At 71.7% G+C, this 20,354-nt stretch carries 21 protein-coding genes; 10 read left to right on the top strand and 11 right to left on the bottom strand.

The window, feature by feature from the left end:
• The 6 genes from Mco01_RS27895 to Mco01_RS27870 all read right to left on the bottom strand — a co-directional run.
• The coding region (locus Mco01_RS27895) for a WD40/YVTN/BNR-like repeat-containing protein (RefSeq protein ID WP_204059827.1) at window positions 1-2,736 on the bottom strand (2,736 nt) is incomplete at its 3' end.
• Window positions 2,733-2,987, bottom strand: a complete 255-nt coding sequence (locus tag Mco01_RS27890; protein ID WP_204059826.1) for a hypothetical protein — start codon at window positions 2,985-2,987, stop codon at window positions 2,733-2,735. The genes Mco01_RS27890 and Mco01_RS27895, both read right to left, overlap by 4 nt.
• 101 nt (window positions 2,988-3,088) lie before the next feature.
• Window positions 3,089-3,499 carry a VOC family protein gene (locus Mco01_RS27885; RefSeq protein ID WP_204059825.1) on the bottom strand — a complete coding sequence of 137 codons (411 nt, stop codon included), beginning with the start codon at window positions 3,497-3,499 and terminating at the stop codon, window positions 3,089-3,091.
• A gap of 5 nt (window positions 3,500-3,504) precedes the next feature.
• The gene (locus Mco01_RS27880; RefSeq protein ID WP_239103961.1) at window positions 3,505-3,885 is read right to left on the bottom strand and encodes a helix-turn-helix transcriptional regulator; all 381 of its coding nucleotides are present in this window, start codon (window positions 3,883-3,885) and stop codon (window positions 3,505-3,507) included.
• Between the two features lie 159 nt (window positions 3,886-4,044).
• The gene (locus tag Mco01_RS27875) at window positions 4,045-6,435 is read right to left on the bottom strand and encodes an ATP-binding cassette domain-containing protein (RefSeq protein WP_372444991.1); all 2,391 of its coding nucleotides are present in this window, start codon (window positions 6,433-6,435) and stop codon (window positions 4,045-4,047) included.
• Window positions 6,436-6,574: 139 nt separating this feature from the next.
• Entirely contained in the window at window positions 6,575-6,931 is a 357-nt protein-coding gene (locus Mco01_RS27870; protein ID WP_204059823.1) for a VOC family protein, read from the bottom strand.
• 184 nt (window positions 6,932-7,115) lie between these two features.
• On the opposite strand from Mco01_RS27870, the gene Mco01_RS27865 reads away from it, so the two are divergent.
• Window positions 7,116-9,107, top strand: a complete 1,992-nt coding sequence (locus Mco01_RS27865; RefSeq protein WP_204059822.1) for a S9 family peptidase — start codon at window positions 7,116-7,118, stop codon at window positions 9,105-9,107.
• A gap of 46 nt (window positions 9,108-9,153) precedes the next feature.
• Here Mco01_RS27865 and Mco01_RS27860 read toward each other — a convergent pair whose 3' ends face one another.
• Together Mco01_RS27860 and Mco01_RS27855 are read right to left on the bottom strand one after the other, a co-directional pair.
• Entirely contained in the window at window positions 9,154-9,801 is a 648-nt protein-coding gene (locus tag Mco01_RS27860; RefSeq protein ID WP_036319197.1) for a response regulator transcription factor, read from the bottom strand.
• Window positions 9,792-10,169, bottom strand: coding sequence for a sensor histidine kinase (locus tag Mco01_RS27855; RefSeq protein ID WP_204059821.1), 378 nt, complete (start codon window positions 10,167-10,169; stop codon window positions 9,792-9,794). Before Mco01_RS27855 ends, Mco01_RS27860 begins: the two co-directional genes overlap by 10 nt.
• Here Mco01_RS27855 and Mco01_RS27850 point away from each other — a divergent pair.
• Complete coding sequence (locus Mco01_RS27850) at window positions 10,168-10,398, top strand: hypothetical protein (protein ID WP_204059820.1); 231 nt, start codon at window positions 10,168-10,170, stop codon at window positions 10,396-10,398. The genes Mco01_RS27855 and Mco01_RS27850 overlap by 2 nt on opposite strands.
• Window positions 10,399-10,529: 131 nt before the next feature.
• On the opposite strand, the gene Mco01_RS27845 is transcribed toward Mco01_RS27850, so the two are convergent.
• Entirely contained in the window at window positions 10,530-11,885 is a 1,356-nt protein-coding gene (locus tag Mco01_RS27845; RefSeq protein ID WP_204059819.1) for an MFS transporter, read from the bottom strand.
• Between the two features lie 247 nt (window positions 11,886-12,132).
• Here Mco01_RS27845 and Mco01_RS27840 point away from each other — a divergent pair, with 247 nt between their 5' ends.
• From Mco01_RS27840 to Mco01_RS27825, 4 genes are all read left to right on the top strand, one after another.
• Window positions 12,133-12,915 (top strand): arsenate reductase/protein-tyrosine-phosphatase family protein, encoded by a 783-nt coding sequence (locus Mco01_RS27840; RefSeq protein ID WP_204059818.1) that lies wholly within the window; start codon window positions 12,133-12,135, stop codon window positions 12,913-12,915.
• Window positions 12,912-13,292, top strand: a complete 381-nt coding sequence (locus tag Mco01_RS27835) for a VOC family protein (RefSeq protein WP_204059817.1) — start codon at window positions 12,912-12,914, stop codon at window positions 13,290-13,292. Before Mco01_RS27840 ends, Mco01_RS27835 begins: the two co-directional genes overlap by 4 nt.
• A 16-nt stretch (window positions 13,293-13,308) precedes the next feature.
• Window positions 13,309-13,803: an HIT family protein gene (locus Mco01_RS27830; RefSeq protein WP_204059816.1), complete on the top strand. Its 495-nt coding sequence runs from the start codon at window positions 13,309-13,311 to the stop codon at window positions 13,801-13,803.
• A gap of 435 nt (window positions 13,804-14,238) precedes the next feature.
• Complete coding sequence (locus Mco01_RS27825; RefSeq protein ID WP_204059815.1) at window positions 14,239-15,252, top strand: zinc-dependent alcohol dehydrogenase family protein; 1,014 nt, start codon at window positions 14,239-14,241, stop codon at window positions 15,250-15,252.
• A 306-nt stretch (window positions 15,253-15,558) separates the two neighbouring features.
• Here the strand turns inward: Mco01_RS27825 and Mco01_RS27820 are convergent, their stop codons facing one another.
• The gene (locus Mco01_RS27820; protein ID WP_204059814.1) at window positions 15,559-16,392 is read right to left on the bottom strand and encodes an AraC family transcriptional regulator; all 834 of its coding nucleotides are present in this window, start codon (window positions 16,390-16,392) and stop codon (window positions 15,559-15,561) included.
• A gap of 128 nt (window positions 16,393-16,520) precedes the next feature.
• Between Mco01_RS27820 and Mco01_RS27815 the strand changes: the two genes are divergently transcribed.
• From Mco01_RS27815 to Mco01_RS27800, 4 genes are all read left to right on the top strand, one after another.
• Window positions 16,521-17,186: an alpha/beta fold hydrolase gene (locus tag Mco01_RS27815; RefSeq protein WP_204059813.1), complete on the top strand. Its 666-nt coding sequence runs from the start codon at window positions 16,521-16,523 to the stop codon at window positions 17,184-17,186.
• Window positions 17,187-17,532: 346 nt separating this feature from the next.
• Window positions 17,533-18,843 (top strand): OFA family MFS transporter, encoded by a 1,311-nt coding sequence (locus Mco01_RS27810; RefSeq protein ID WP_239103958.1) that lies wholly within the window; start codon window positions 17,533-17,535, stop codon window positions 18,841-18,843.
• Window positions 18,840-18,986 (top strand): MFS transporter small subunit, encoded by a 147-nt coding sequence (locus Mco01_RS27805; RefSeq protein ID WP_204059811.1) that lies wholly within the window; start codon window positions 18,840-18,842, stop codon window positions 18,984-18,986. The genes Mco01_RS27810 and Mco01_RS27805 overlap by 4 nt, the downstream gene beginning before the upstream one ends.
• A gap of 67 nt (window positions 18,987-19,053) precedes the next feature.
• Window positions 19,054-19,653 (top strand): TOPRIM nucleotidyl transferase/hydrolase domain-containing protein, encoded by a 600-nt coding sequence (locus Mco01_RS27800; RefSeq protein ID WP_204059810.1) that lies wholly within the window; start codon window positions 19,054-19,056, stop codon window positions 19,651-19,653.
• A 49-nt stretch (window positions 19,654-19,702) separates the two neighbouring features.
• Here the strand turns inward: Mco01_RS27800 and Mco01_RS27795 are convergent, their stop codons facing one another.
• Window positions 19,703-20,263 carry a TIGR03086 family metal-binding protein gene (locus Mco01_RS27795; RefSeq protein ID WP_204059809.1) on the bottom strand — a complete coding sequence of 187 codons (561 nt, stop codon included), beginning with the start codon at window positions 20,261-20,263 and terminating at the stop codon, window positions 19,703-19,705.
• Window positions 20,264-20,354: the final 91 nt, after the last annotated feature.

The following is a 20,354-nucleotide window of genomic DNA, read 5'->3' as shown; positions in this document are numbered from 1 at the left end:
TTCCAGGGAGGCGTCGGCGCCGGCGGCGTCGCGGAAGACCTGGGTGGCGATGGCGGCGGCGTCGATGGCGACTTGGCCCGGAACGATGTAGCCGGTCACGTACTCGAGCTCACCAGCCACGCCGAGCTTGCCGGACGGCGTCATCTCGGGGAGGGCCTCGAGGTCGATCGCGACGGCCTCCCGGCCGGGCTCGTCCGCATCGGCGTTGGCCCGGCCGGGAGGCGCGGCGGAGTAGCGGCGTACGGCGAGCTGGTAGAGGGCGGAGGCCAGGGCGCGCCGGTGAGCGGGGTCGAGGGCGGCCAGCCGGCGGTAGACCGCGACGCCCGCCTCGGCCGCCTCCACAGCGGGCTGCGGCGGGAGATAACCCGCGAAGGCCACCAGGTCGCCGGCGACCTCGGGCGTCTCGGCGTCGGCGTCGGTCCGGGCGAGGTCCCGGTACGTCTCCAGGGCCTGGAGGGCGTTCCGGTGGGCGCCCTCGGTGTCGCCGTCGGCCCACAGTCTTTGGGTGAGGGAGAGAAGCCGGCGCAGCTCGGGGGCCAGGCGGACGTCCTCGGCGTGCGGCGGCGGCGGTCCGTCGGGCAGTTCGGCGGCCCAGACAGACCATCCGTACGTGGACAGATAGACGCGGCCCCCGATGTTGTTGGCCCGGTGGCGCAGGTCGGCGCAGCGGGGGTTGCGGGGGAGCCCGTCCGAGGCGACGTACCAGGTGGCGCCCCAGTCGTAGCTGGAATGGACCGCGGTCTCCGTCGCCGCCACAAGGACCGCTCCGTGCTCCTGGTCGCCGCACACCTCGAAGGCCCAGATGGTGTCGCCCGGCTCGAAGACGGGCCGCCACGCGAACCCGCCGGCCTGGTAGTACAGGATCGACCCCTTCGCGGTCCGGTTGACGGCGAACGCCGACAGATCCGCGAGCTGCACGATGCGGTGGATGACGCCGGCGTTGCGCGGCAGGTCGAGCACCCCGAACTCGGTCCGGCCCCCCTTGCGGTCGAAGCTGAACATGCGCCGGTTGCCGGTGCCTGCGTAGACGAGGTCGCCGTTGTAGGAGCCGGCGGCCCACAGATCCAGGTTGTCGGGCGCCGATCCCAGGTACCGCCAGGCAGGCGTGCCGCCGCCCCAGACGACCTCGGGGCCGCCGCCGGAGGAGCCGCCGCCCCCCAGCCCGGGCTCGGCGACCAGGCCGTACAGGTTCGGGCCCACCGTCGCCACCGCGTGCATGGCGGGGTCGTGCGAGTTCAGCCGCGGACGGGTCACGGCCTCCACGCACAGCGGCGCCCGCAGCGGGTCGCCTGCCTTCTGTCCGGGCCCGGCGGTGACGATCTTCGGCTCGTACGTCACGTCGAAGCGCCGCTCGGTCTCGTTCCAGTGGTGCGCGACGATGGGCGACGGGCTGGCCTGCAGGGACAGGACGGTGAGCACCCACGGGATCGCGGTCAGCGCGGCGCAGAACCCTCCGTCTCCGTCCGTGAGCGGGCGGTACTCCTCTCCGCCCGGCTCGACGGCGGCGAACACGTTGCCGTTGTCCTGGGTGCCGGTGGCGACGATGCCCGGGATCTGCGTGCTGACCCCGGCCCCTCCCCATGACTGCCGGGCGCCGTCGCTGCTGTAGCACTGGAGCGTCGGCAGGGGCCTGTTCCACAGGCTGCGATAGGAACCACCCAGGTCGTCGGTGGAGAACACGCCGCCGTCGCACCCGACGTACACCCGGCCGCCGCCGTCGGGGGCGAAGACGACGGCGTGCTTGTCGGCGTGGACGTCCCCGCCCGGCCGGCTCCAGGTGACCCCGCCGTCGGTGGAGTAGGCGGGGCCGCCCAGCCATCCCACCGCGAGCGTGTCGGGGCGCGTGCGGTGCACGCCGATGGCCGAGTGGAACTGCCCGGCGTCGCCGAGGTAGCCGTCGAGCCGGCCGAACTCCTCCGGGGTGTAGCCGCAGACGTTCCAGACGTCGCCGCCGTCGTCGGATCGCAGGACGGCCAGCAGCCGCCCGTTCCGTCCGCTGACCGCGGCGTACAGGCGGCTCGGCTGCCGCTCGCAGGCCGCCACCGAGGTCGCGGACATGTCGCTCGGGTTGATCCCGTTGACGGTGGCCTGCGTGAACGTGAGCGCTCCGCTCCGCCAGTCGCCGACCCGGATGCCGCCGCCTGCCGCTCCCAGGACGATCGTCGTGTCCCGCACCCCGGCCGGCTGGGCGCGCAGCGTCCGGTCGCGCGACCCGATCGCCATGCCGAAGACGTCGGGGAGGCCGGTCACGGCGTTCCAGACGTACCCGTCGGTCCACCCGCCCGGAGCGGCCGCCGGGATGTCGGACCACAGGACGCCCGCCCCGCACGCCACCACCAGGCGGCGCGGCGTCGTCAGGACGCCGAGGGCGACGACGCCTCCCGGCGAACGGGCCTGGATCGAGGTGATCGGGTGCCAGTCGAGCAGCGGCAGGGCGCTCGACTGGTCGGTCACGTAGAGGCCGCCGCCCCCGGCGAACACGTGCCCCTCGCCGTCCGGGCCGAACGCCACGGCGCCGATCTCGGGGCGCTCCCACGCCGCGCTCAGCGCGAGCCCGGCCCGGCCGTCCTCGTCGGCGACCCAGACCCCGCCGGTCTCCGTGCCCGCCAGGACCCGGCCGTCGGAACGGACGAGCAGGCTGGTCACCCGCCCCGACCACCATCGGTCGCCGGCCTCGTCCATCCGGATGCCGAGCGAACCGGCCCGGGACCAGTGGAATCCGCCGTCGCGGTTCACGAGCGTTCCGCCGACCGGCGGCGAAGCAGGCGGACCGCCCAGATCGTCGCGAACGAGGTGACCGCGACGAGCGGGATGTCGAAGAGCAGGAAGGCCCAGCTGATCTCGAACTCCCCGCTGACGAACGTGGCGAGAGCGCCCAGGACGAGCGCGAGCAGCCCGCCGGCCCACAGCCGGGCCGAGGGCCGGACCAGCTCGATCAGCAGTCCGGCCAGGATTCCGCTGACGATGGGGAACAGTTCGCTTTCCACGCGGCCACCCTTCGCTGAGTGAGACACGCACCACCGTCACATGAGGCGCGCCGCGTGGGGATGAGTACACCCCTACTCAAAACGTCGCCGACAGCGACCCCTCAGCGCAGTTCCTGGATGCGGAGCAGATTGCCCGCGGGGTCGCGGAAGGCGCAGTCGCGGACTCCGTACGGCTGCTCCATCGGCTCCTGGACGACCTCGGCGTCGCCGGCCTGCAGCTTCTCGAACGTGTCGTCGAGGTCGCGGGTGGCCAGCAGGAGCCAGCCGTAGGTGCCCTTGGCCATCATCTCGACGATCGTGCGGCGCTCCTCGTCGGTGATTCCAGGGTCGGCAGCCGGCGGCGTGAGGAGGATCGAGGTGCCGGGCTGGCCGGGAGGACCGACCGTGATCCAGCGCATCCTGCCGTGCCCGACGTCGGTGCGGACCTCGAAGCCGAGCGTGTCGCGGTAGAAGGCCAGGGAGGCCTCCGGGTCGTCGTGCGGAAGCGCGCAGGTGTGGATGGTGATGTCCATGCCGGTCAGGCTAGTTGCGGCGCGCCGGGCGGGGCTTCTCGATTCCTGATCGGCCTCGTCACCTGTTTCGCCACGCACGATGGCAGACCCGCCGTGGCGCGCGCCGCCTCCCGCCGGTAGGTGCTTGGCGGCATCCCGACCAGCTCGGTGAACCGGGTGCTGAACGTGCCCAGCGACGAGCAGCCGACCGCGAAGCAGACCTCGGTGACGCTGAGGTCGCCGCGGCGCAGCAGCGCCATCGCCCGCTCGATGCGCCGCGTCATCAGATACGCGTACGGCGACTCACCGTAGGCGCGCCGGAACTCCCGGCTGAGGTGCCCGGCCGACATGTTCACCCCGCGGGCGAGCGCCTCGACGTCCAGCGGCCGCGCGTACTCCCGGTCCATCCGGTCGCGCACCCGCCGCAGCAGCGCGAGGTCGCGCAGGCGCTGCGGGGGAACGACGTCGTGGGGTGTGGAGCGGTTGTGGTGCACGTCTGCATTTTCCCAGGTCGGCGGCGGCTCGTCCACCCGGCCGCCGCGCGAGCGGCCCCTCCGCGGCCCGGGTCAGCCGCCCACGTAGGCCGCGAGGTGCTCGCCGGTGAGGGTGGAGCGGGCGGCGACGAGATCGGCGGGGGTGCCCTCGAAGACGACCCGGCCGCCGTCGTGGCCGGCGCCGGGACCGAGGTCGATGATCCAGTCGGCGTGGGCCATGACCGCCTGGTGGTGCTCGATGACGATGACCGACTTGCCGGAGTCGACGAGCCGGTCGAGCAGGCCGAGCAACTGCTCGACGTCGGCGAGGTGGAGGCCGGCGGTCGGCTCGTCGAGGACGTACACGCCGCCGTTGGCGGCCATGTGGGTGGCCAGCTTGAGCCGCTGCCGCTCGCCGCCCGACAGCGTGGTGAGCGGCTGGCCGAGGCTGAGGTAGCCGAGCCCGACGTCGGCGAGCCGGCCGAGGACGGCGTGGGCGGCAGGCGTGCGGGCCTCGCCGGAGCCGAAGAACTCCTCCGCCTCGACCACCGACATCGCGAGGACCTCACTGATGTCGCGGCCGCCGAGGTGGTATTCCAGCACCGAGGCCTGGTAGCGCTTCCCCTCGCACTCCTCGCAGGTGGTGGCGACGCCGGCCATCATCGCCAGGTCGGTGTAGATGACGCCGGCGCCGTTGCAGGCGGGGCAGGCGCCCTCGGAGTTGGCGCTGAACAGCGCCGGCTTCACGCCGTTGGCCTTCGCGAACGCCTTACGGATCGGGTCGAGCAGTCCGGTGTACGTCGCCGGGTTGCTCCGGCGCGAGCCGCGGATCGGGGTCTGGTCGACCGCGACCACGCCGTCCCGCCCGGACACCGAGCCGTGGATGAGCGAGCTCTTGCCCGAGCCCGCCACCCCGGTGACGGCGACGAGCACGCCCAGAGGGATGTCGACGTCGACGTCCCGAAGGTTGTGGGCGCGGGCGCCGCGCACCTCCAGCACCCCCGACGGCGTCCGCACCGACGGCTTCAGCGAGGCGCGGTCGTCCAGGTGCCGCCCGGTGAGCGTCCCGCTGGCCCGCAGCCCGTCGACCGTGCCCTCGAAGCAGACGCTGCCGCCCGCCGTGCCGGCGCCGGGACCGAGATCGACGACGTGGTCGGCGATCTGGATCATCTCCGGCTTGTGCTCCACGACGAGCACCGTGTTGCCCTTGTCCCGCAGTCGCAGGAGCAGGTCGTTCATCCGCTGGATGTCGTGCGGGTGCAGGCCGATGGTGGGCTCGTCGAAGACGTAGGTGACGTCGGTGAGCGAGGAGCCGAGGTGGCGGATCATCTTGGTGCGCTGCGCCTCGCCCCCCGACAGCGTGCCCGACGGACGGTCGAGCGAGAGGTAGCCCAGCCCGATCTCCACGAACGACTCGAGGGTGTGGTGCAGCGCGACGAGCAGCGGCGCCACCGACGGCTCGTCGAGGCCGCCGACCCATGCGGCCAGGTCGCTGATCTGCATCGCGCAGGCGTCGGCGATGCTGATCCCCTTGATCTTCGACGACCGGGCCGCCTCGCTGAGGCGGGTGCCGCCGCACTCGGGGCAGGTGGTGAACGTCACGGCCCGCTCGACGAACGCGCGGATGTGCGGCTGCAGGGAGGCGATGTCCTTGGACAACATCGACTTCTGGATCCTCGGGATCAGGCCCTCGTACGTCAGGTTGATGTTGTCGACCTTGATCTTGGTCGGCTCCTTGTGGAGCAGGTCGTCGAGCTCCTTCTTCGTGAACTTCCTGATCGGCTTGTCCGGGTCGAAGAACCCGCAGCCGCTGAAGATCCGGCCGTACCAGCCGTCCATGCTGTAGCCGGGGATCGTGAGCGCGCCCTCGTTGAGCGACTTGGTGTCGTCGTACAGCTGCGTCAGGTCGATGTCGTTGACCGAACCGCGGCCCTCGCAGCGCGGGCACATGCCGCCGGTGACGCTGAAGGTGCGGCGCTCCTTCACGGTCCGGCCGTCGCGCTCCATGGAGATCGAGCCGGCTCCGCTGACCGAGGCGACGTTGAAGGAGAACGCCTGGGGGGAGCCGATGTGCGGCCGCCCGAGCCGGCTGAACAGGATGCGCAGCATGGCGTTGGCGTCGGTGGCGGTGCCGACCGTGGAACGGGGGTCGGCGCCCATCCGCTGCTGGTCGACGATGATCGCCGTCGTCAGCCCGTCGAGCACGTCGACCTCAGGCCGTGCCAGCGTCGGCATGAACCCCTGCACGAAGGCGCTGTAGGTCTCGTTGATCAGCCGCTGCGACTCGGCCGCGATCGTGTCGAACACCAGCGAGCTCTTGCCCGAGCCGGAGACGCCGGTGAACACCGTCAGCCGGCGCTTGGGGAGCTCGACGCTGACGTCCTTGAGGTTGTTCTCACGCGCGCCGTGCACGCGGATCAGATCGTGGCTGTCGGCGACGTGCGGCTCGGGCGACTGCCTGTCCGTCCTCGTGGTCATGCTCATCCTCTCTCCGTCCCAGTGGGCGGGGGCCGCGGTCGCGGCGACAGTCCACTGTCTACCTGATGGGCGGCGTCCGCCGGGCGCGACGCCCGTCCGGCCGACGCCGGCCGGGGTCGCGTTCGGCGCCGCCGTCACGTGCCGCTCAGCGATCCTGGAGCAGGCCGAGGACGTTGCCGTCGAGGTCGGTGACGGTGGCCACCAGGCGGCCGCCGCCGACGTCGTGCGCGGCCTCCTTCACGACGGCCCCTGCGGCGGTCACCTCGGCCAGCTTCGCCTCGATGTCCGGCACGTGCCAGTACGCGACCGGCGAGCTCATGCCCTGCGGCCCGCCGCCCGGCACCAGCCCGATGTGCTGGCCGGCGACGTCGAAGCCGACGTAGTAGGCGCTGTCGTGCTGCGGCTCCATGCCCAGCAGGGCGGCGTACACCTCCTTGGCCTTGGCCAGGTCGGACACGGGGTGCAGGACGGTCTTGATTCCCTCGGTGGAAGAGTCGCTCATCGTCACTCCTTGGAGTCGTGGGTCGCGTCGACCCGGGGTGGTCAGGCTAGTTGCGGCCCGCTGACCGGCGCTTCTCGATTCCTGACCGGTGTCTTTTGTGGCGGTTTGGCCCGCAAGATACGTTATGCGGCGGGGATTCCTGATCCGCCGTGTCAGGCCCGACGATGCGAAGGAGAAAGAACCGATGAGCGCTGCTCCCGCGCCGTACGGGTCGTGGGCGTCGCCGATCACGGCGGAGCTGGCGACCACGGGCATGACTGCGGGGCAGCCGGCCTTCCCCTCGTACGTCGGTCTCGTCGGCGACGAGATCTGGTGGGTCGAGCCGCGTCCGGGGGAGGACGGCCGCACCGTGCTCATGCGGCGGACGCGGGACGGATCGGCGGTCTCCGTGCTGCCGGCCCCGTGGAACGTCCGCAGCAGGGTGATCGAGTACGGCGGCCGGCCCTGGGCGGCGGCGACGGGGGACCGGGGCGTGGTGGCCGTGTTCGTCCACCACGCCGACCAGCGGTTGTACGCGTACGAGCCGGACGTCCCGGACGCCCGGCCGCGGCCGCTGACCCCGGTCTCGCCAATCGGCGGCGGCCTGCGCTGGGCGGAGCCCGAGATCGACCTGGCCCGGGGCGAGGTCCGCTGCGTGCTGGAGGAGTTCACCGGAGAGGGTCCGGGCGACGTGCGGCGGCTGCTGGTCGCCGTCCCGCTGGACGGGTCCGCCGCCGGGGACCGATCCGCGGTGCGCCAGGTGTGCGACGACGGGCACCGCTTCGTCTCGGGCGCCCGGTTCTCCCCGGACGGGCGGCAGGCGATCTGGCTCGCCTGGGATCATCCGCACATGCCGTGGGACGCCGCCGAGCTGCGCATCGCCGACATCGGCCCGGACGGCACGGCCCGGGGGGTCCGCACGTTGACGGGCGGGCCGGGGGATCCGGTCGCGCAGGCCGAGTGGGGAGCGGACGGGCGGGTGCTGGCCGCCTGCGAGCGCACCGGCTGGTGGAATCTGTACAGCGTCGACCCGCGGACCGGCGCCGCCGAGGCGCTTCACCCGGCCGAGGAGGACGTCGCCGGCTGCCAGCGCCTCGGCCTGCGCTGGTTCGTCCCGCTGCCGGGCGGGCGCGTCGCCGTGCTGCACGGGACCGGGGCGCAGCGCCTGGCGGTCCTGGACGCCGCCGGAGGCGCGCCGGTCGACGTGGCCGGGCCCTGGACCGAGTGGCTGCCGCACCTCGACGCCTCCGGCGGCCGCGTCGTGGGCGTCGCCGCCGGCAGCCGGTCGCCGTACGAGGTGGTCGAGGTGGACACGGCCACCGCGACGGGCCGCCCGGTGAACCCGGCGCCCCGCGTCCCGGTCGACGCGGCGTTCCTTCCCGAGCCGGTGTCGCGCGTGTTCACCGGCCCCGGCGGGCGGCCGATCCACGCCCACGTGTACGAGCCCCGCAACCGGGACGTCACCGGCCCCGAGCGCGAACGGCCTCCGTATGTCGTCTGGGCCCACGGCGGCCCCGGGCTGCGGGCGCCCCTCACGCTGAACCTGGAGATCGCCTACTTCACGTCGCGGGGGATCGGCGTCGTCGACGTCAACTACGGGGGCACCCCCGGCTACGGGCGCGCGTACCGGGAGCGGCTGCGCGGCCAGTGGGGCGTGGTGGACGTCGACGACTGCGCGGCGGTCGCTCGCGCGCTCGTCCGGGAGGGGCTGGCCGCCGCCGGGCGCCTGGCGATCCGGGGGCACAGCGCGGGCGGCTTCACGGCCGCGGTCTCCCTGTCGGCGACCGACGTCTACGCGTGCGCCACGCTCTACTACCCGGTGCTCGACCTGTGGTCTCTGGCCCGGGGCCTCACCCACGACTTCGAGGCGCACTACCTCGACTCGCTCGTCGGGCCCCCGGCGTCCGTGCCGGAGCGCTACCACGAGCGGTCGCCGGCGTCCCGTACCGCGGGGGTCACCGCCCCGTTCCTCCTCCTGCAGGGCGCCGACGACGTGATCTGCCCGCCCGATCAGAGCAAGCGGTTCCTGGAACGGATGGCCGAGCAGGGGGTGCCCCACCGCCACCTGCTCTTCGAGGGGGAGGGTCACGGCTTCCGCGGCCGCGCCGCCATGGTCGCCGCGCTGGAGGCCGAACTGTCCTTCTACGGGGACGTGTTCGGCTTCACCCCGGCGGAAGCCGACCCCGTCGGCCGGTGATCGCGGGCGGTGTGAAAGGAGACGGTGGTCGTACCGGTCGAGCGGGTCAGTGCTTGCGCAGGAACTGCAGCACCGCCAGCACGCGCCGGTGCTCCCGCTCGCCCGGTGCGAGACCGAGCTTGGTGAAGACGCTGCGCACGTAGCCCTCGACGGTCTTCGGGCTGACGAACAGCTCCTTGGCCAGTGCCGCGTTGGTCAGCCCCTGGGCCATCAGCGCCAGGACCTCGCGCTCGCGATCGGTGAGCTCGGCGAGGGGATCGTGCTCCCGGCGACGGCCGACCAGCCGCGACACCAGCTCCGGGTCGATGACGACCTCGCCGGCCGCGACTCTGCGGATGTCGACGGCGAACGCTCCGAGATCCGACACCCGGTCCTTGAGGAGGTAGCCGACCGCGCCGTCGAAGTCGTTCATGAGCCGCAGCGCGTGGTGCACCTCGACGTGCTGCGACAGCAGCATGAGTCCCACGTGCGGGGCGAACGACCGGATCTCGGTGGCGGCCTCGATGCCCTCGTCGGCGAAGCCCGGCGGCATCCGCAGGTCGGTGATGACCACGGCGGGGGGATCCCGGCGTACCAGGCCGACCAGCTCGGCGCCGTGGCGCGCCAGGCCGATCACCTCGAACCCCATCTCGGTGAGGATGCGCGTCATCCCCTCCCGGAACAGCAGCGCGTCATCGGCGACGATCACCCGCATGGCAGGACCGTCCTCAGCCGCGTCCCGGCCCCGGCGGGGCTGTCGAGTTCGAGCCTGGCCCCCAGCGCGGCGACCCGGTCGGCGAGCCCCTGGAGGCCGCTGCCCGCCGCGGGCCGCGCACCGCCGCGGCCGTCGTCGCTCACCGCGATCCGCAACCCGTCGTCACCCGCGGCGACGTCGACGGTCACCACGTTCGCCGCCGAGTGCCGCGCCGCGTTCGTGATCGACTCGCTGACCAGGTAGTAGGCCGTCGCCTCGATCTCGCGCGGAAGTCTGCTCCCGACGCTCACCCGCAGCCGTACGGGGATGGCGGACCTGTCGGCAACGGCGGCCAGCGCGGCCTCCAGACCGTCCTGGGCGAGCACCATGGGATGCAGGCCGCGGGCCAGTTCGCGAAGATCCGCCGTCGCCGGCGGCATCACCCGGACCGTCGGCAACCGCATCACGCTCGCGCTCGGTTTGGTCGGCGGGCTGGCCTTCGCGCTCGCCTCCGTGACCATCGCGTTCACCGACCGGTTCGACCCCCTGTTCCCGGTCGGGTCGCTCATCGGCGTCTGGGCCGCCGCCGCAGGCGTGATGGCGCTGACGCGGAGATGACCCCCGGGCACGCGCCGACCGGCACGTGACGGAGGTCGAGGACCTCTTCGTGCCCCGGACGCTGTCGACGAGTAGCGAAACGCGGCGGGCGCATCCGCACGCGCCCGCCGCTCGCAACCTCGTGGGGGTCTCTATGCGTTGGCCGCTTCGACACGGACGGCTCGGGCGCGGAGCACGAAAGGCCGGGAGAAAACGGTGACGGCGATGGAGACGGCGGCCACAGAAGTGATGACCGTGCCGGCGGTGAAGTGCTGGGCAATGCCGCCGGCGATAGCGGCGCCGATACTTTGCCACGTCATCCGGCCGGCGGACTCGACTCCCTGGACCTGGCCACGGACCGGATCAGGGGTCAACTCCAGGAGCTGCTCCTGGAGCGGCAGGGTGGCGGCGAAGCCGACACTCGCGATGAACACCGCGGCTGTCGCCACCAGCACGGGCGGATGGATGGCGAACAGCAGGTAGGGGACGGCGAGCAGCAGTCGCAGGGCGAATGCGCGGCGGCGCCGCTGCTCGGCGGTGAGCAGTCGCCCGATCGTCAGGTCACCGAGGAGCATGCCTGCCGATCCGGCGGCCAGGAAGACGCCGGCGTGATGGGGGGCGTAGGAGATGAACAGGGCCTCGCAGCCGACGATCAGGCCATTGGGGACCCATAGGTTCAGCAGCAGCGCGCGTTGGCCGGAGTGGGAGAAAAGCTCGATGTTCGTCGTCCAGGTCTGGCGCAGTCCAGGGCGACGGGTCAGACGGATCGAGTGTTCCCGGACAGTCGCCGCCAGAATGATCAATCCAACGCCGGTCAGGGCCGTTGCGACGGCGAAGACCTCCTGCGGGCTCAGGTACCGCAGCAGTACGGCTCCAATGGCGTAGCCGAGGATGGCCATACCGCCTGAGGTGATGTTCATCAGCGAACGTGCCAGTGCATATGTGGAGGTCGGCACCACCTCGGCGAGCAGCCCCATCCGCGCCCCCGTTCCCAGGGACTGGAAGAACCCCAGTACAAGGAGCAGACCGAACCGGGCGGCGAGCGACAGCCCTGGAACCGCCTGTGCGGCAACACCTACGAGCGAGACGCACTGGAGCGCGACGAGGGTCCGGCGAGGACGGCTTCCGTCCGCGACCGACATCAGCGTCAGCGCACCGAGTACCGTCGCGAAGGTGGCGCCGTACATGCTCACAGCGGTCAGGAACGGGGACTTGGTCTGCTGGTTGACCAACGTGCCGAGCGCGAAGCCCGACAACGTGCTCGCGGCGACCGTCAGTGTGAAGCTGGCGTACAGGCCGCCGAATTCACGGTTGCGGAGCAGGTCACGGTAGGTGGTGGGAGATGTGCCGGAGGCAGATGTGTGACTAGGCATGAAAAAAGCCTTCGCGCGCACCCAACCTGGCGCGCCGAAGGCCGACTCATGAATTATAGCAACTGCCCCAGCTCCAACGTCCTCGATGTTCACGCCGAGGATCTCCTCGGACCGCCCGGCGGTCTCGTAGAGCATCCGCCACGGCACTGCGGGACGCTGGGCTGGCTGACACCTCAGGGACCGGGGGTTGCGGGTGCATGGCCTCGGTGGGGTGGTCTGGTCGACGGCTGCTCGCGGGATCCTGCAGGCATCCCCGGACGGCGGTGACGGTCGGGGCTCTTGCTGAGGGTCCCTGTATCGGCCGTTTGGCGTGTAGCGCTCAAGCCCTTTGACCTCCAGGCGGGGCTATTCCATCAAATACATTTGATGTATCGTCCGAGGCGTGGCGTCATCGAGTGAGGCGGTGCCGGAGTTCGTGCGTCTGGCCGCCCACCCGCTGCGCTGGCGGTTGTTGACTGAGCTCGCCGTCGGCGACTTGCGGGTGCGGGAGCTCATGGCGCTGGTCGAGGCGCCGCAGAACCTGGTCTCCTACCATCTGCGGCTGCTGCGCGAGGGTGGCCTGGTCGCCGTCACACGCAGCAGTTTCGACGGCCGCGACAGCTATTACCGTCTGGACCTGGACCGCTGCGCGCAGGCCCTGGCCGATGCTGGGGCCGCTCTCCATCCGGCACTGCGCCGCGCCGCCACGCCACCGCCGTCCCCGGACGGCCGGCAGCGGTGGCCGCGCCTGGCGGTGCTGTTCGTGTGCACGGGCAACAGCGCCCGCTCACCGATCGCCGAAGCCCTGTTGCGCCACCACACCACCGGCGGTGTGACCGTGACCAGCGCCGGCAGCCGACCCAAGGCGCGCGTGCACCCCCACGCCGTGCAGGTGCTGCGCGAGCGGTACGGCATCGACATCGCCGGCCGGCAGCCCCGCCATCTGGACACGTTGCGCGGCCGCCGGTTCGATTACGTGATCACCTTGTGCGACCGGGCCCGCGAAGTCTGCCCCGGGTTCGGCGACCACGCGCGGCGGGTCCACTGGAGCATCCCCGACCCGGCCACCGCAGGCCGCAGCGAGCAGGACAGCCCTGCCGCGTTCGGCCACGCCACGGCGGACATCGACGCACGCGTCCGCCACCTGCTGCCCGTCCTCGCCCAGACCCCGGAGGCCCATTCATGACGGCACCTGACCGCTACGCCAGCGTCCGCTACCTCGTCGACGACGTCCAAGCGGCCGTCGGTTTCTACACCACCCACCTCGGCTTCACCCTCAACAGCAGCGCCGGGTCCGCGTTCGCCGACGTGGTACGCGGGCCGCTACGGCTGCTGCTGTCCGGGCCCGCCAGTTCCGGCGCCCGCGCCACACCCGCCGATGCCGCCGTCGCCGGCCGCAACCGCATCCACCTGGTCGTCGACGACCTGGACGACGAGGTCGCCCGGCTACGCACCGCAGGCCTGTCGTCGTTCCGCAGCGACATGGTCACCGGCCCCGGCGGGCGGCAGATCCTGCTCGCCGACCCCGCCGGCAACCTGATCGAACTGTTCCAACCCGCCTGACGCGAAGGAGCCCGCGGTGGCCGAACCCCGGCACTGCCCCTACTGCAACCTCGATGACCCGACGCGGCCTGAGCCGGTCGGCGGATGGATACTCCGCAATGAGCACTGGCTGGTCAGCCAGGGGGATCCGGAGACCACGATGGCGGGCGGGCTGCGGATCACCTCGCGTCGCCATTACGTCGACTTCGCCGATATGGACACCGAGGAGGCGACCTCCTTCGGTCTGCTGGTGACCGTGCTGGACCGTGCGCTGCGTGCGGTGACCGGTGCCGAGCGGGTGCATGTGCTCTCGACCCGGGACCGTGTCCAGCACTTCCACGCCTGGCTCTATCCCCGGCCCGCCACGCATCCGCTGCGGGGCACCGAGTTCCTCAACGCGCCGCAGCACAGCCTCGCCGAAGACGCGGAACGCACCGTCCGCGCTGTCCGCGACCGGCTCCAGATGTCCGCGCCCGCCTTCTCAGAGCCGGACGCACACCATGACCGATCAGCGGGGCCGCACTGTGCATAGCCGCGGGCGACCAATTTGTCACTCATGTAAGGATCCACTTCACCATACAAAGTCTCGATCATGAGCCCAGCGCGACGTACGCGGGGGTCGACACTCGCCCACGTCTCCCATGCCTCGAAGAGGCTTATAGGTGTAGGTAGCTAGGAAAGCACTGCACATCGCCGCCACCACCGCGGCGGCCTTAATCCTCAGTCTCGTCGTCGCCTCGCCGGCCCACGCGGAGCAGCCTCCTGGGGTGCCAGGGCACGGGCTGGGTGCATCGGCTCAGCACCAGGCCGGATTCCTATCCGGCCTCTTCCTATCCGGCCCCTCCGGTATTAGCCAATTCCCTCTGGGAAATTGCCCGATGTCGCGGCCGCCCCGCATGATCCCGACATCGGCGCGCGGCGTCACCAGGTGGCCCGCGCAGGGAGCGGTACGGCGTGAAAGGCTGCGATGAAGAGCTATCGACTCGAACCCGGTCATGGGCTCGCCGGGTTGACCGTCCAAAACCGGGACGAGCCCGAACCGGGGCGCGGGCAGGTCCTCGTACGGATGCGGGCGAACTCCCTCGGTTTCCGCGACCTCCTGGTGCTGGCCGGCGACTATCCGCTTCCCATCCGGCCCGGCGTGGTGCCGGGCTGCGAAGGGGCCGGGGAAATCGTCGCCGTCGGCCAGGACGTCACCCGCGTGAAGCCGGGCGACCGCGTGGCGGCCACCGTCTTCCCGCGCTGGCTCGACGGCCCGTTCAGGCGCGAGGACGCCGCGCAGCTCGGCACGATGATCGACGGTGTGCTGAGCGAGTACGCGCTGCTGAGCGAGGACGGCGTGGTCCGCGTCCCGGACCACCTGTCGTTCGAGGAGGCCGCGGCGCTGCCGTTGGCATCGGTGACCGCGTGGAACGCCCTCACCACCGGCGAGGCGCCGCATCCGGGCTCGACCGTGCTGACCCTCGGTTCTGGAGCCGTGTCGCTGTTCGTCCTGCGGTTCGCCAAGCTGTCCGGTGCCCGGGTGATCGTGACGACGTCCAGTGCCGCCAAAGCCGGACGGCTGAGGGCGCTCGGGGCGGACGAGGTGATCGACTACCGGGAGCACCCGGACTGGTCGTCCGAGGTGCGTGCGCTGACCGGCGGCGTCGGCGTCGACCGCGTCGTCGACACGGCGGGACCCCTCCACCAGTCGCTGAGGTCCGTCGCCCCCAGCGGTGAGGTGGCGTTCGTGGGCTACTGGCTGTCTGGAGCCGAGGGGGCCGCGCCCGTCGATCCCGCGGCCCTGTTCATGGCCGGCGCGGTGCTGCGCCGGGTGGCCACGGGCAGCCGGGCCCACTTCGTCCAGATGAACCGCGCCGTCGAGGCGCATCGGCTGCGTCCCGTGATCGACCGGGTCTTCCCGTTCGAGGACGTTTCGGCGGCCTTCGCGTACTGCGAGTCGGGCGGCGGATTCGGCAAGGTGGTCATCAGTCACGGCTGACGCACAGCGGCCGGCCTCTCATCCGGTCTGAATCACGAGCCCGGACGTGAGCCCGACCGCGAACCCACCCGCGAAACCGACCACGCGGGCGGTGTGGCGTCGCTGGGCGGGTGTGGTGGTGTGGCCAGCCAGGCGCCACCAGGCGAGGTCGCGGGTGCGGTGCGCGGTCAGGTGACGGGCGAGGTAGGCCAGGTGGTGGCGGCCAATTCACCGGTCCGGCTGGTGAGGATGAACTGGTCGCGATCGGCCAGGGAGCTGTTGAGCGCGGCGATCACGGCGGGCCCGCCCGCCCTCCGCGCGGAGAGGTCACTCGTGCGACGGGAGTCCAGGGGCGCGGGCGGGGGTCTGGCGACCGGTCCGGTAGCGGCCCGGGGTCGTTCCGATGATGCCGGTGAACGCCGCGATGAAGCCGCTGGGGTTGGCCCATCCGCAGGCGTAGGCGGTCTGGGTGGTGTCGTGACCGTCGGCGAGGAGCACGAGCGCGTGGTAGACGCGTAGCTGCGTGCGCCATTCGTAGAAGGTCATGCCGAGCTCGTCGCGGAACAGCCGGCTGAGGGTGCGGGTACTGGCTCCGATCGTCGTCCCAAGTTCGGCCAGCGAGGAGTTGTCTCCCGGACTCTCGTGCAGCATCCGGGCGATGGCACGCAGCCGGTCGTCGCGCGGCTCCGGCAGATGCAGCGGCTGTTCGTGTGCCTCGCGGAGTTCGTCGACGAGGACGCGAAGAAGCCGGGAGCGCGCGGAGCGGCTGTAGCCGGGCGCGGCGTCGTCGTAGTTGCGGGGGCCGGTCAGGGCGAGCAGGACCTCCCGGGCGAGGCCGGAGGCCAGGAACACGGCGGGATGGTCGGGTACGAGCCGGGCGAGGGACGGCGGGAGAAAGACGATCCGCATGTCGGTGTCGCCGTGGGCGCGGTGGTAGTGCGTGAACCCGGCGGGGGTCCAGGCGACCCGGTTGGCGGGGACGATCGACGTGCCGCGCTCGGTGTGGACCGCCAGGACACCGCCGGCCGCGTACACCAGGTGTCCCCGCGCGTGCGACTGCACCGCGCTCGTCTCACCGGACGGCCAGAGGTGGCGCCCGCCGGACGGCCAGATGTGCGACGTCACTCCGGCGATCCGGCGAGGTTGGCGGGGAACAGGCATCGGTTGGCATTCTATCGGTGGTCCGCCACATCGTCGTCTGGTGACACTGTCTGCGTGCGGACTGGTCGTCGGTCGCGCGGAGCGCCCGGCCGGGACCACATGTCGTCGGTCTGAGAGGAGACAAACCCATGGCGACGTTCGTGCTCGTGCCCGGAGGTTGGAAGGGCGCCTGGTCGTTCGAGGCGGTGGTGCCGCTGCTGGAGCGCGCCGGCCATGCCGTTCACGCCCTGACTTTGACCGGTCTGCGGCCGGACGACGACGACGCGACGGTCGCGACCGCCAACCTCGACACGCACGCCGGCGACGTTCTGCGGCTCCTCGATCGCGCCCACATCACCGGCGCGACGCTGGTCGGCCACAGCTACGGCGGGATGGTGATCGCCGCCGCCGCCGATCGCGCTGAGGGCCGGATCTCACGACTGGTGCATCTCGACGCCTACGTACCGCGCGACGGCGAGTCGTGCTGGTCGTCGACGAACGAGCGTTTCCGGAAAGTGTTCGCCGCCGGCGCCGCCACCACCGGCTACGCCGTCCGGCCGCCCGAGGGCGGCGATCCCCGCCGCCGTCCCCATCCCCTCGCCTCGTTCCTGCAGACGATCCGGCTCACCGGCGCGTTCGCCCAGGTCCCGCGCCGGGAGTTCGTCTACTGCTCGGGATGGGAGGACCGGACGCCGTTCGCCGGACTCCGCGCCCGGCTCCACGCCGATCCCGGATGGCAGGTCCACGACCTCCCGACCGGCCACGACGCGATGCATGAGGCCCCGGAGGCGGTCGCCGCACTCCTGCTGGGGTGACAACCGGACACGCCGCCGCCCTGACCCAGATACCCGGTCGAACCGGGCGTCGTCCCAGATAGGACTACCCCGGCCCCGCCCCGCAGGAGGCCCACCTGTGCCCGCGCTGCGCGGCGCTGGCCTTTCTCGATCTGCAGAGCGAGCAGTGACCCCGTCGCCGTACCCGGGTGCCGACCGTTCGCCGATCGTTCCTGACCGCTTGCCGTAAAGACCGAGTGAGATTCGGAGTCCGGCATACCGTATGTGATACGGCGGGAGGGTGGTAGACAGAACGAACGTCGTACACGCCCCCGGATTCCTCAGCCGTTCACGTACCGTCGCCCCGCCCACCTGGAGTCGCTGGCTGGTGCCGCCCGCCGCGCTCTCCGTGCACCTGGCCATCGGCCAGGCGTACGCGTGGAGTGTCTTCAAACCGCCGCTGGAGTCGTCGCTCGGCCTGTCGGGCACGCAGAGCGCCCTGCCGTTCCAGCTGGGCATCGTCATGCTCGGCCTGTCGGCCGCCTTCGGCGGCACGCTCGTGGAGCGCAACGGGCCCCGGTGGTCCATGTTCGTCTCGATGGTGTGCTTCTCCTCCGGATTCCTGTTGTCCGCCCTCGGCGTGGCCACCCGGCAGTACTGGCTGGTCGTCCTCGGGTACGGCTTCGTCGGCGGGATCGGGCTCGGCATCGGCTACATCTCGCCGGTCTCCACATTGATCAAGTGGTTCCCGGACCGGCCGGGCATGGCCACCGGCATCGCCATCATGGGTTTCGGCGGGGGCGCTCTCATCGCCTCGCCGTGGTCGGCGCAGATGCTGTCGGCGTTCGGTACCGACACCGGGGGGATCGCCAGGACCTTCCTCGTGCACGGCGTCGTCTACGCGGTCTTCATGACGATGGGCGTGCTGCTGGTGCGGGTCCCGGCGGAGGGCTGGCGGCCGGCCGGGTGGGAGCCGGGCCGGGCCGCGAGCCGGGCCCTGGTCACGACCGCCGACGTCTCGGCCCGCAACGCGATCCGCACCCCGCAGTTCTACTTCCTGTGGATCGTGCTGTGCTTCAACGTCACGGCCGGCATAGGGATCCTGGAGAAGGCCGCTCCGATGATCACGGACTTCTTCGCCGAGACGGCGACGCCGGTGGCGGTGAGCGCGGCCGCGGGCTTCGTCGCGCTGCTGTCGCTGGCGAACATGACGGGACGCTTCGTGTGGTCGTCCACCTCCGACCTGATCGGGCGCAAGAACATGTACCGCGTCTACCTCGGGGTCGGCGCGCTGCTGTACCTCGTGATCGCGCTGACCGGGAACGCCTCCCGGCCGCTGTTCATCGTGTGCGCCCTCGGCATCCTGTCCTTCTACGGCGGCGGCTTCGCCACGGTCCCCGCGTACCTGAAGGACCTGTTCGGCAGCTACCAGGTCGGCGCGATCCACGGCCGGCTGCTCACGGCCTGGTCGACGGCGGGCGTGCTCGGCCCGCTGATCGTCAACGCGATCGCCGACACGCAGAAGGCCGCGGGCCGCACCGGGCCCGCCCTGTACACCACCTCGCTCTACATCATGATCGGCCTGCTCGCCGTCGGCTTCCTCGCCAACGAGCTGATCCGGCCGGTGAGCGAGCGGTACCACGAGCGACCGGCGGCGGAGCCCGAGACGCGGGCGGCGGAGAGGGGACAGACGCGATGACATCCGCGGACTCGCAGCAGCCGGACGCAGGTGCGCGACGGCACACAGGGCTGATGGTGCTCGCGTGGGCCTGGGTCGGGCTGCCCTTCGCGTACGGCGTCTACGAGCTGGTCCAGAAGCTCGCCCAGCTCTTCGCCGGATGACCGTACGGCCGGGACGGGGCGCATAAAAGGGATGAACCTGCCCAGCCTCGGGTGCGAGGCTGGGCTCGTGAGCGACACGCGGGCCGTCGTCCTCGTCGAGGGAGCCAGTGACAAGTCGGCCGTCGAGGCGTTGGCCGAGCGCCGTGGCCGGAACCTGGTGGCCGAAGGCATCTCCATTGTGGCGATGGGCGGCGCCAGGAGCATCGGGACGTACCTCGGCAGGTTCGGTCCTTCCGGGCGCGATCTGCGGCTGGCCGGTCTGTGCGACGCGGGGGAGGAGGGCGACTTCCGGCGGGGGCTCGAGCGCGCCGGCCTCGGATCCGATCTCACCCGCGGCGATCTGGAGGCGCTCGGGTTCTTCGTGTGCGTCGCCGACCTGGAAGACGAGCTGATCCGGGCCCTCGGCACCGCCGCTGTGGAGCGGGTGATCGATGCCGAGGGCGAGCTCGGCTCGTTCCGCACGCTGCAGAGGCAACCCGCATGGCGCGCAGGCACCACGCACGACCAGCTGCGCCGGTTCATGGGAGCGGGCAGCGGCCGCAAGATCCGCTACTCGGCGCTGCTCGTCGCGGCGCTCGATCTCGACCGCGTGCCGCGGCCGCTGGACCTGCTGCTGGCCCACCTGTCGGGCGTCGCCGGCCCGCCTTCGGGGACGGGAAGGACGTAGACCGCACCTCGTTCGGCGGCAGGTGCTTCCTCGCCCGGAAGGCGCCGGGTCAGCCGACGCCGCGGCCGAAGACCGCCAGCAGGCGCGTCTGGTCGTCGGCGTCGTCGGCGACGGCGCGTTCCGGCCCCAGCATGCCCGCCTCCCGGCCCTGCGGCGCGAACTCCTTCGCCGTCTCCAGGGCCGCGCGTACCAGGTCGGGCTCCAGGACGACGACCTGTCCCGTGGCCTGCGCCAGGTCCCACGTGTGCACGAGCAGTTCCAGCGGATACCGCTCAAGCCACTCGCTGAGCGTGATCTCCAGGCCCAACGCCAGCTGTATCCGGCGAGCCAGCGCCTCGGGTCCCAGGAGGGCCGTCACGCGGGCGCGCGCGGCACGCCACGTCGCCACCGGATCCTCACCCGCCGCCTCCCGCCAGTCAGGATCGGCCTCGGGGAGCGGCCGGCCGGCGGCACGAGCCTCGATCACCCACAGTCCGGCGATGACATGGCCCGCCACATCGATGGCGCACCAGCCCTCACACGGCGAAGGCGACTCCCAGCGATCGGACGGCGTCGCCGCCAGAACCGCCTCGAAGGCGTCCAGGGCGCGAACGAAACCGTCGGGGACCATGAGCAGGGGCCCTCCCAGCGAAGTTCGACGTTCCGTCGCTCGTACTCTATTGATCGATTCCTGCGGTGGGGAAGACAAACCCGGCGGACGC

Origin of the sequence: Microbispora corallina (genome assembly GCF_016863035.1) — a bacterium.
Classification (GTDB): domain Bacteria; phylum Actinomycetota; class Actinomycetes; order Streptosporangiales; family Streptosporangiaceae; genus Microbispora; species Microbispora corallina.
Note: the sequence above shows the minus strand (reverse complement) of the source record. Positions and strands in the feature narration are given on the sequence as shown.